Genomic DNA, 10,893 nt, shown 5'->3' with positions numbered 1-10,893 from the left:
TTTATGCTATAATTTCGTAATTTGTATTTCACTACCGCATGAATCCCACATGAATTGCATATTACGACGTCATAATATTTATTAAAAATTACGACACACACGAGATTATTAGTTACTTAAGATACGGCTTTAACTCTTTAATAAGCAAGCCATTAGAAGCAACCACATCATTTTCCTTGCGCCAATGAATAGGGCTTCCATCCCACTGGCACATCTGGCACTGCGCCTCTTCCACAACCACAGCACCAGCAGAAACAGCTGGAATATCCCAATAATGCAAGTGAGGCTCAAAATAAGCGTCATAAGTGCCATCTGCCACCTTGCACAAGTCGAGCGACGCAGGCCCAATACGCTTAATATCCGCAGGGCATCCTTCTTCAACAGAAGCAACTACGCCAAGTGCGCGCTTAGATTCACCAGGTATATAAGACATTCCGTAACAAACCACAGATCCTTGCAAAGTAGAAGTTGTGGAAGGCGTAATCTTCTCGCGCTTCTCTCCTTGCGGAGTCCTACGAATACGAATAGCACCCTGACCCTTTGCAGCCAAATAAGTCAATCCCAACGCAGGAGCGTGCACAACGCCAAGAACCGGACGAGCGGAGCCTTCATCGTTAAACTCAAAAAGCGAAACCGTAAGAGTCCACTCAGCCATATCGCGATTAAAATTAATAGCGCCGTCAACGTTTCCAACACACCAAAAACGGTCTCCCGGATTGCACTGCTCCGGCCTAGTTTGCCAAAAACCTTGGAAAGGATTCACATAAGTCAAACGATTTTGAATAAAACGCACGAGCTTATCACCAAAACCAGATTCAGATTTATTAGGATCACCCAACGCAATCGACGTCATATCTTGAGGGCTTAATTGATCCTGATACGCATGTTTACCAACATCTTCCAAAATACGCGCAACTTCAAGCGCAACTTCTCGTAAATTCAACTTACACTCCCTACCCTAAATGCATAAATTCCCGCATTTATGCACACTCTCTCTCCTATAAATTAACTTTATTTTACTCACTTAATAGAAAGATTCACCAACACATTTAAGCTCTGTGGTTAAAAGATACAGAACTTTCACAAAAAAATTTAATCATTAATCTTTAATCATTGCTTCATTATTTTACATTGCTTATGTACATTCATCAACTTTTCGTTCTATAAATGCAAGAAATCCTCTTATTAATTCGCATTCAAAAAACGCAAGACAACGCTTAAATCGCGAGTAAGAATGCGGTAAGAAGTGGCCGCTTGAACTGCTGGTTTTGCGCAAAAAGCTACGCCTAATCCAGCGAATTTAATCATTGAAATATCGTTCGCTCCATCCCCCACTGACACAGTTTGTTCGGGATCAATTCCAAGATTAGTTGCCCAAGTTCTAAGCGCTTCAACTTTTGCATTAGCATTAACAATATTTCCAAGTACGTTGCCAGTAAGCTTTCCATCAATAGACTCTAAATGGTGAGCCGCCCAAAAATCAATATTCAAACTCGGCAAAAATTCGTCCAAAATCTCGTGAAAACCGCCAGAAACTGCGCCAACTTTCCAACCATGTGTATGAAGCGTGTCAATTAAAACATTCGCGCCTTTAGTTACATGAATTTTAGAAATAATACGCTTTTTGCACTCGTCAAGATTCAAATCGCGAAGCATACACACGCGCGAACGCAAGGAAGTATCGAAAGTAATTTCGCCACGCATTGCTCGCGCTGTAATCTCAGAAAGCTCATCTCCGCATCCAGCTTCTGCACCGAGCAAATCGATAACTTCTTCTTCAATAAGCGTTGCATCAACATCCATAACCAAAAGCCCAGGTTTAGACAAAGTTGGCAACATCGAAGAAAAGTTCATACTCATAATTTTATGCGCAGTAAGCTGCTGCCGAAAGCCTGGCTCCGCGCGCCCAGTCTGCCGCTTTCATAGCTTTCTTACCTTGCGCTTTTACTTCCAAAAGCTCAAGTGCGCCGCTTAAAGTACCGACCCAAACTTGCTTCTTACCAGCAAGTAATTTTCCAGGATCAAGCTTCATCAATTCCTCACCATGTGGATTGTTAGCATCTGCAGGAACTGCGCGCAAAACATGCAAAGTAATCGGCTCTGCGTTATTCTCATCGTCCGCGTGAAGTTCGCACCACGCACCTGGATTCGGCGTACAAGCGCGAATTTGACGATCAACAGCAAAAGCTGGCGCATGAAAATCAATGTGAGCATCTTCAACAGTGATTTTTTGCGCAACTTCTTGAGGAGTTTGATCTTGATCAACCGGCACAATTTCACCAGTTTCCATGCCACGAAGAGATGCTGCAAGAAGCGGAGCGCCGTCGTTTGCAAGTCGCGCAAGAAGATCGCCAGAATTTTCGTGAGGCTCAATTTTTGTAGTAAACTGCGCCAAAATAGGCCCGCAATCCATGCCGCGCGTAATGCGAAAAACAGTAGCACCTGTAATGTCATCTCCAGCCCAAATGGCGCGCTGCACAGGAGCTGCACCTCGCCATTGCGGAAGAAGCGAAAAATGAAGATTATACCAACCGAGTGGCAACGCGTCTAAAACATTCTGGCGCAAAATCTTACCGTATGCTACAACTGCTGCAGCTTTTGCACCGGTTGCCGCAAGCTGTTCAAGAAACACATTTTCATCTTTAGGATCCGACTCAAGCACTGGCAAGCCGAGCTCAAGAGCAGCCTGTTTCACAGGGCTTGGCACAAGCTTTCTGCCACGACCAGTCGGAGCGTCCGGTCGCGTAAGAACAGCGCGAACATCAAAATGCTCACTATCTTTAGCTAACTCGCGAAGAGATGGAACCGCAACTTCCGGAGTTCCAGCAAACAATATTGGTAATGCCATATTTCCCCACTATTTTAAATTAAAGCAGTAAATTAAATCCGTTTAAAGCAGTAAATTAAATCCGTAAAATCAGCCGGCAAAAGCTTCCTTTAATTTACTAAAGAAACCTTTACGCTCACTCGACTGCTCACTTAACGAATGTTGCTGCACTTGTTTCACAGAACTATCATGCAACTTAGCAAATTTTTCAATCAAAGAACGCTCTTCATCATTCAACTTAGAAGGCGTTTGCACTAGCACATGAACCACGATATTTCCGCGATCTTTAGAACGAAGCTTCGTTACACCAAGATTTGGCAAAGTAATAGTGTCTTCGTTTTGGCAGCCTGCAGGAATAGTTATTTTTTGAGTACCATCAAAAGTGTCGATTTCAAGACTGCGACCAAGAACAGCCCAGCTCATAGGAACTGTAATCCAGCAATGCAAATCATCCTCGTTGCGAGTAAATTGCTTATCTGCACGAATATGAATATCAACGTACAAATCGCCAGCAGGACCGCCACACTCACCAACGCTTCCTTGAGAAGCTAAGCGCAAACGACTGCCATCACGAATTCCAGCCGGTACGTTCACGCCAACTTCACGAATTGAACGCACGCGACCATGACCGTGGCAGTTTTGGCAAAGATTCTTAATAATCGTGCCATGACCTTCGCAATGCTCACAAGGCATCGAAGACATCATTTGACCGAGCATAGTGCGCACAACTTTTTGACAGAAGCCGGAACCGTGACATGCTGAGCACTGTTCTGGAGCGGAATTGTCGGCAGAACCGGAACCAGAGCAATCCTTACAAACACCAAAAGTAGTTAACCGTACGCTAACGTTTCCGCCAAAAATAGCGGTTTTCAAATCAATACGAGCCTCAGCTAACGCATCGTCACCAGGCTGCACACGCGAAATTGGTCCTTGCGAATTGCCGAAAGAGCCACCAAAGAATTGGCTGAAAATGTCGCCCATTCCCATGTCTGCAAAACCAGCGCCTGAAGCTCCGGCACTTCCTGCAGAAGGATCGTTAGGATCAACACCCATGTCTACCATTCGACGCTTTTCAGGATTAGAAAGCACGTCATAGGCAGCATTTACTTCCTTAAACTTTTCTTCAAACTCAGCGCCTGCAATATCAGGATGATATTTGCGGCTCATCTTGCGGTAGGCTTTGCGAATTTCGTCGTCGCTAGCATTGTGATCAACGCCTAGAACTTTGTAGTAATCAGTCAATTAATTCCCCTTTTACCTTTTTCTAAAATCATTTTTGCATAAGGCACAGCCAGACATAAGCCGAATAACCAGCCATAAACCAGCCATGTTTTTATGAATTTTCGGATATAAACGAATTAAGGTAGCGCGCAACAGCCTTAACAGCAGTCATCGTTGCAGCATAATCCATATGCGTAGGACCAATTGATCCAATAAAAGCAGAGTCAGAATCAGCATTGTAGCCGTAAGCGCTTGTTACAACAGAAGCGTTAAGCAAACCAGGAGTATGCGTTTCCGAGCCGATTGCAACACTAACACCACTTGCACAATCGCTTGCTTCCTCACTTAAAGAAGTCATAAGTCGCATAATAACAGCCTGTTCTTCGAGTGCGTCAAAAAGTGAAGCAAAATCAACAATACTTTGTCTATGCGCAAGTTGAGAAGCTCCAGCCATGTATAAGTCGTGAGCATGCTCACCGTCATGCATATCTTCTAAAGCGTTAGCAAGTTGACTAATAATTTGCAAAGCTGATGCTAAATCTTTGTGATTTGCGAGCGCATAAACGCGTTGTGAAGCAGATGAAAGGGATAGCCCAATGCAGCACTCATTAACCATATTAGTTAGATGCAATAAGTCATCTGAATTTATATTAGTTGCTTGAATCATGTGCTGAGCTACGCCTCCAGCATCTGTAATCACAACAACCAAAAGCGTAGAAGACGATACTTGAACAATCTCAATTCTTTTTACTTTTGACTTAGACAATGCTGGAGATGCTACGAGAGCGACTTGACCCGTAATACTTGCAAGAAGACGTGCGGAACGTTGCAAAGTATCTTGTAAACTGACAGATCCGCTCAAAAAGTTACGTATAGCGCGACGCTGCGGTTCAGAAAGCGGAATAACAGAAGCCAAACCGTCAACAAAGTAGCGATAGCCTTTTTCAGTAGGAATACGACCTGCAGAAGTGTGCGGTTGAACAAGGTATCCCTCCTCTTCCAAAGCCGACATATCGTTACGAATAGTAGCTGAACTCACACCAAGCTGATGATGCTTTGCAAGAGCCGCAGAACCAACAGGCTCTTGAGAACGAATATAATCCTCAACAACTGCGCGCAAAATCATCATGCGTCGTGACTGCATTACCACTCCTTACAAACACGTCTAAATACTATATTCCTATAGTAGTCTATTTCTTAGCACGCAACAGAACATAAAAGCAAACTTTTGACACACTTTGTAACATATTCGTCGCGCGCGAAAGATAGGATTGAAGGGCAATGAGAGGGTAAAAAGCCAGCGTAAGCTGTGCTTAAAAACCCGGATTATTGGAAGGAAAGTAGATCACATGACCGATTTCAACTGGTCTGCATTAGACGAGCGCGCCGTAAAGATGGCGAAGGTTCTCTCGGCTGATGCTGTTGAGCGAGCAGGACACGGACATCCTGGCTCCCCTGTTTCATTAGCACCGATTGCGTACACATTGTACCAGCATTTCATTAAGCACGATCCAGCTGACCCAAAGTGGGCTGGCCGTGATCGTTTTATTCTTTCTGGCGGTCACGCTTCGCTTACGCAATACGTGCAGTTGTTCTTCTCTGGATACGGCTTGACTCTTGACGATCTCAAGTATTTCCGTGGCGGTGCAGACACGCGTACTCCAGGCCACCCAGAATACGGCTTGACTCCAGGCATCGAAATGACTACTGGCCCACTCGGTCAGGGTCTTGCCTCTGCTGTTGGTTTTGCCTATGGTCAGCGCTTTGAGCGCGGTCTTCTTGATCCAGAAGCTCCAGCCGGCACTTCCCCATTCGATCACAAGGTTTGGGTTATCTGCGGCGAAGGCGACGTTGAGGAAGGCGTTTCTTCTGAAGCTGCTTCCTTGGCTGGAAACCAGAAGCTTGGCAATTTGACTGTAATCTTCGATGCAAACCATATTCAGATTGAAGGCGACACTAAGCTCACCTTCTCTGAGGATATTCTTGCTCGTTACCGCGCCTACGGTTGGTACACCGATGAAGTTAGCTTCATCCAGCCAGACGGCTCCTACAAGGAAGACGTTCAGGCTTTGGCTGCAGCTATTGAAAAGGCTCAGGAAGTTACCGATAAGCCTCACTTCATTAAGGTTAATACTTTGATTGCTTGGCCAACCCCAGGCAAGACCAACAACGAAGCTTCCCACGGCTCTAAGCTTGGCGAAGAAGCTGTGAAGGGCTTGAAGGAACTTTGCGGTTTCGACCCAGAAGTTCAATTCCCAATCGACGAAGAAGCTTTGGCTCACGCTCGCAAGGTTGCAGAGCGCGGCTTGGCTGCTCACAAGGCTTGGGACGAAGCTCTTGCAAAGTGGGCTGCCGCCAACCCAGATAAGGCTGCTCTCTACGAGCGCATTAAGGCTGGCAAGCTTCCTGAAGGCTTCGACAAGGCTATTGACGACTTGGTTGCTGGCTTCGAAGTTGGTTCTAAGGTCGCTACCCGTAAGGCTTCCGGCGCAGTTCTTAACGCAATTGCTGCCGTTATGCCAGAACTTTGGGGTGGTTCCGCTGATTTGGGCGGCTCCAACAACACCAACATTAAGGGTGCTGACTCCTTCGGTCCATCCGAGGATGCAACTCGCACTTGGCCAAACGTTTCCGAGCATGGCCGTCAGCTTCACTTCGGTGTGCGTGAGTTCGCAATGGGTGCTATTACCAACGGTATTTTGCTTGGTTCTGACACTCGCCCATTCAATGGCACCTTCTTCCAGTTCTCTGACTACGAGCGCCCAGCAGTTCGCTTGGCTGCTTTGATGGAGATTCCAAACCTCTACGTTTGGACCCACGATTCCGTAGCTTTGGGCGAAGATGGTCCAACTCACCAGCCAATCGAACACTTGACTGCTTTCCGCGCTATTCCTCAGCTTGAGGTTGTACGCCCTGCAGATGAGTACGAAACTGCTGAAGCTTACCGTTACTTCTTCGAGAAGAAGAACAGCTACCCAACTGCCATGATTTTGACCCGCCAGGGCGTTCCAACCCTCGCTGAGACTGCTGAAAAGGCTCGCGAAGGCGTCAAGCACGGCGCTTACGTTTTGGTTGATTGCGAAGGCACTCCAGACGTAATCATCATGGCAACCGGTTCCGAAGTTCAGTGGGCTGTTGCTGGCGCCAAGACTTTGGCAGCTGAAGGCATTAAGGCTCGCGTTCTTTCCATGCCATCTCTCGAATGGTTCGAAGAGCAGGACGAAGAGTACAAGGAAGAAATCTTGCCAAAGTCCGTCAAGGCTCGCGTTTCTATCGAAGCTGGCTTGGCATTGCCTTGGTACAAGTATCTTGGCGATTGCGGCAAGGCTGTTTCTATCGAACAGTACGGCTTGCAGGGTGACGGCGGTCAGAACATGATCGACTTGGGCATTACTGCTGAGCACGTAGTAGAAGCTGCTAAGGCTTCTATCGAAGAAGCTCGCGCTTAAGTAAATAAGCGAAATAAAGCTTGATGTATCAAAATAAAATTGATATGTCACAAAACTAGAAGTGCTGACGAAACACTTCGCAAGAAACAGCGACGGCGTGTTGATGCCGAGCTACCGTTGGTTCGACATCAACCGCTGTTTCTTGTAAAAACGCCAAACTACCGACGTGCCCCAATTGGTGGAGCACAGTGTTAAGGAGATAACATGACTGAAGCAACGCAGCGCACCAGCGATTCCGGCGTTTCTATTTGGTTGGACGATTTGTCCCGTACCCGCATTGAGTCCGGCTCTTTGCAGGATTTGATTGCTAATAAGAATGTTGTTGGCGTTACTACCAACCCATCCATCTTCCAGAAGGCTTTGAGCCAGGTTGGCCCATACGATGCACAGCTTAAGGAACTCGGCAAGGTCGACGTTGAAACCGCTATCCGCGAGTTGACCACCACCGACGTTCGTAACGCAACCGATATCTTCCGCGAGATCGCTGAAAAGACCGACTTCGTTGACGGTCGCGTCTCCATCGAAGTTGATCCACGCTTGGCTCACGATACTGCTAACACTGAGAAGCAGGCTGAAGAGCTTTGGGCAAAGGTTGATCGTCCAAACGTTATGATCAAGATTCCAGCAACTTTGGAAGGTCTTCCAGCTATCACCGCTACCCTTGCTAAGGGTATTTCTGTGAATGTAACCTTGATCTTCTCCCTCGAGCGCTACGAGCAGGTTATCGATGCCTTCATCGAAGGTATCGCTCAGGCTGCCGCTAACGGCCACGACTTGAAGCACATTGGTTCCGTAGCTTCCTTCTTCGTCTCCCGCGTTGATACCGCTGTTGACAAGCTCCTCGAAGCTAACGGCTCTGCTGAAGCTAAGGCTCTTGAAGGCAAGGCTGCTGTTGCTAACGCTCGCTTGGCTTACGAACTCTTCGAGAAGAAGTTCGCAGCTGACCCACGTTGGGCTGAGCTTGAGGCCAAGGGTGCTAAGAAGCAGCGTCCACTTTGGGCTTCTACTGGCACAAAGAACGCAGCTTACTCCGATTGCAAGTATGTTGACGAGTTGGTTGCTGAGCATGTTGTTAACACCATGCCAGAAAAGACTTTGAACGCTCTTGCTGATCACGGCAACGGCGCTCCTTCCGTCAAGGGTACTTACGAAGAGAGCCACGCTGTTATGAACAAGCTTGCTGAGCTTGGCATCAACATCAAGGACGTTACCGACAAGCTTGAGGCCGACGGTGTTGCCGCCTTCATCAAGTCTTGGGATTCCGTGATTGCTGACGTGCAGTCCGGCATCGATCGTGTAAACGCCTGATTTGATTAATCAGTAATAAATAAACATAAACCGCACATGTTCGTGGATTAATTCACACATGTGCGGTTTTTTTGTTTGTGCAGCACTCCAAACACGAGGAAAACTCCCCACAATTGGAGCGCTCAAGCAGACTAACCAACTGAGAAAGTAACGGCGATTACTTGCCAGAAAGAGTTTGCCAGCGAGATTTGGTTAAAACGTTACGATGGCGCACGCGAGTTTCGTGCATAAGCGATTAATTCACACATGTGCGGTTTTTGTTTAACTGCGGTTAAAAACGTAGGTAGTAGCTCGACCTTTTCCACAAACTGAAATATCTCCTCTACTAACTAAATCAGATAACAATTGCTTAGCCTTGGTACTACCCACGTTAAGAATATTTTGCACTTGCTCACGCTTTATTGTTCCATGATTATGTACTGCTTCAATAATCTTTTTATAGCAATCGTCAACGCTCATACGTTTATGCGAGTTATTAGAATCTTGCGAAAGTGAATTTGTAGTAAGTTCTGAATTATAAGTACCGTTCACTAAATTCAATGAATTAGCATTAAGTTCAGTTTTGTTTTTTGAAGAACCAGATACAAAGTTATTCTTATCGCTTACAAAAAATTCAAGAGTAGTACGGTCTGGATTAAAGGACTCACTTAACATTGGATAGCGTATTCCAGCCCAATCACAACCAGCTCTCATAGCATCAAATCCGCTTCCAGCACGTTCAACAACAGAAATCAGCGCGAACATTTTAAGCAGTGCTGGATTCCGAGAATCAGAAAAACCTCCAGCTAAAGCCACTTCTACAGGCATACGTAAGCAACCCGGGTTTGCAAAAGAAAGCTTAAAACCATCATTTGCGCTATTTGTTTCTATAGAAGATTGTGAAGAACCATCAACATCAGTACTCACAGCATCATCATATGTAATAACAGTGTTACCTCGCATATAATAATCAGCATGAATCAACGTGTTTGCAAGGGCTTCTCTAACTGCCATATGCAACGGAGTATCATCAACTCGTAATGACTGCGAATTAAGCAAAAATGGTACATCAATTTTACGAGAAAGACGCTGCCATACAATACTCCAAAAATCATAAAGATTTCCACTCCACGAACCATCCGAGCTGACAATCCTATGACTCCACCTACTATCAGCATTGGTAATTTCTCTGTAGTCGAGAAAATAGTACGGAAATTCCGTAATAATGCACCACTCCTGACCAAACATTAAAAGACCCGATCGAGTAGGATGCAATTTATTCGACTCGTCTTTTGCTAACGCTCCGATTCTCATAAGAAATTCATCTGTATCAAGCGTAAGCCAAGGATGTTGAGGACGCACTGCACTTAGCATATTGCGGTAAGAGCGCACAGTCTCCATATCAAAATCGTCAACACTGTGTTGCAACAGTGGAGATTGATCCATAGAATTTACGCTCGAACCATTGTCTCTGACCATCGCTTGATACTCTTCTTGCGAACATTTGTAGTCGCCTTCAAAATTACGACGATACGTACCGCCTATAGGATTTCTATTAATATAAACCGGCTTATCAGAACGATTTGCTCTTGGAACAGTTATGCGGATAATAGATTTGTTATCATCCATCTGTTCAATAGAAATATTTTCTTCAATAAGAATATTCGAACTAATTTTATTCTTATTATTTAGCGTATCCCAAATATCTTTTACCATATGTTCAGGGTTATTTACGCCAACAAGCTGTAAATTATGCTGCGCATCTTCGCCTACACCCAGCAAGATAGTTCCACCATTCGTATTAGCAAAAGCACAATACGTTTCCCACATACTTCTCGGCGTACCATTTGAAGCCGCTTTCGCTTCTAATTGATTACTCTCTCTTAGTGAAGATAGTGAATTTATATTGAACATTGCAGTCTCGCTTCGTAAGTTAGGTTTGTTGCAATATCGTTTTTTAGTTAAGTTTGTATTTATATTTGCATTTAAAATCGGACATTTTAAAACTTAAAAATATTTTTTGCGTCCGATTTTACATCCTTTTCGTCCGATTCTACTTGTTTTGCGTCCAAAAAACAAGAAAACGTCCGTAAATTTTGCAAACGCGTC

The 10,893-nt window shown here is 45.3% G+C and carries 8 protein-coding genes; 2 read left to right on the top strand and 6 right to left on the bottom strand.

Annotated features, from left to right (window positions below):
- Positions 1-112: 112 nt before the first annotated feature.
- The 5 genes from HXT38_RS02100 to hrcA all read right to left on the bottom strand — a co-directional run bounded on the left by HXT38_RS02100 (position 113) and on the right by hrcA (position 5,177).
- Positions 113-943, bottom strand: coding sequence for an inositol monophosphatase family protein (locus HXT38_RS02100; RefSeq protein WP_004106351.1), 831 nt, complete (start codon positions 941-943; stop codon positions 113-115).
- A 242-nt stretch (positions 944-1,185) separates the two neighbouring features.
- On the bottom strand, positions 1,186-1,839 hold the full coding sequence (gene serB / locus HXT38_RS02095) for a phosphoserine phosphatase SerB (RefSeq protein WP_004106352.1): 654 nt from the start codon (positions 1,837-1,839) through the stop codon (positions 1,186-1,188).
- Positions 1,840-1,864: 25 nt separating this feature from the next.
- Entirely contained in the window at positions 1,865-2,848 is a 984-nt protein-coding gene (gene fmt, locus HXT38_RS02090; RefSeq protein ID WP_004106353.1) for a methionyl-tRNA formyltransferase, read from the bottom strand.
- A gap of 69 nt (positions 2,849-2,917) precedes the next feature.
- Complete coding sequence (dnaJ, locus tag HXT38_RS02085; RefSeq protein WP_004106355.1) at positions 2,918-4,069, bottom strand: molecular chaperone DnaJ; 1,152 nt, start codon at positions 4,067-4,069, stop codon at positions 2,918-2,920.
- 91 nt (positions 4,070-4,160) lie between these two features.
- On the bottom strand, positions 4,161-5,177 hold the full coding sequence (gene hrcA / locus HXT38_RS02080; RefSeq protein ID WP_004106356.1) for a heat-inducible transcriptional repressor HrcA: 1,017 nt from the start codon (positions 5,175-5,177) through the stop codon (positions 4,161-4,163).
- Between the two features lie 220 nt (positions 5,178-5,397).
- Here hrcA and tkt point away from each other — a divergent pair, with 220 nt between their 5' ends.
- Positions 5,398-7,497 carry a transketolase gene (gene tkt / locus HXT38_RS02075; RefSeq protein ID WP_004106357.1) on the top strand — a complete coding sequence of 700 codons (2,100 nt, stop codon included), beginning with the start codon at positions 5,398-5,400 and terminating at the stop codon, positions 7,495-7,497.
- A 204-nt stretch (positions 7,498-7,701) separates the two neighbouring features.
- On the top strand, positions 7,702-8,805 hold the full coding sequence (tal, locus tag HXT38_RS02070; RefSeq protein ID WP_032842482.1) for a transaldolase: 1,104 nt from the start codon (positions 7,702-7,704) through the stop codon (positions 8,803-8,805).
- Positions 8,806-9,066: 261 nt separating this feature from the next.
- Here tal and HXT38_RS02065 read toward each other — a convergent pair whose 3' ends face one another.
- Positions 9,067-10,698 (bottom strand): RNA-binding domain-containing protein, encoded by a 1,632-nt coding sequence (locus HXT38_RS02065; protein WP_174143330.1) that lies wholly within the window; start codon positions 10,696-10,698, stop codon positions 9,067-9,069.
- Positions 10,699-10,893: the final 195 nt, after the last annotated feature.

This window comes from Gardnerella sp. DNF01157, from assembly GCF_049244225.1.
Classification (GTDB): domain Bacteria; phylum Actinomycetota; class Actinomycetes; order Actinomycetales; family Bifidobacteriaceae; genus Bifidobacterium; species Bifidobacterium leopoldii.
Note: the sequence above shows the minus strand (reverse complement) of the source record. Positions and strands in the feature narration are given on the sequence as shown.